1 protein-coding gene is annotated in these 532 nt (G+C 69.4%); it reads right to left on the bottom strand.

The window, feature by feature from the left end; genetic code table 11:
• Positions 1-433 (bottom strand): transposase (locus AC3ET4_RS30980; protein ID WP_431955320.1); only part of this gene is annotated, 433 nt, incomplete at its 3' end.
• Positions 434-532: the final 99 nt, after the last annotated feature.

Raw genomic sequence — 532 nt, 5'->3', positions numbered from 1 at the left:
TGAGGTGGACGGCGACCTGACACAGGCCGATTCCGCCCAGCGCACCGGAGTACTGGCGTGCTGCCCCCACCGCGTCCGTGGAGGACTTCTCATCTCCCGTCTCGTCGACCACCAGCACAGCGCGGTCGTCGGCGAGGCGGCCCACCGTCCAGCGGGCCAGGCGGTCGCGTACGGCGTCGTGATCCCATACCGCGCGGGCCAGGAAGTGCTGGAGGCGGTGCGGGCCTCTGTGGCCGAGCGCCTCGGCCAGTGTCCAGCAGTTCGCCCGCTCCACGCCCATCAGCATCGCCTCGACCACCTCCCCGAAGGTCTGCCGCGTCTCCCGGCGCGGGAAGCAGCCCGCCATCAGGCCCATCACCTCCCCGAAGCCGTCCCGCCACACCTCTTGCGCTACCGTGGCCTCAACGGCCGCCGCGTCTGGATCAGTTGTCACAGACGATCATGATCGCGGCGGCCGTACCTGTTGCCGCAGGGACCCCCACTCCACTGACCAGCAACGACACGCTACAGATCACGAACTACAGCTGCCGTG

The sequence above is a fragment of the Actinacidiphila sp. bgisy167 genome (assembly GCF_057707665.1).
Note: the sequence above shows the minus strand (reverse complement) of the source record. Positions and strands in the feature narration are given on the sequence as shown.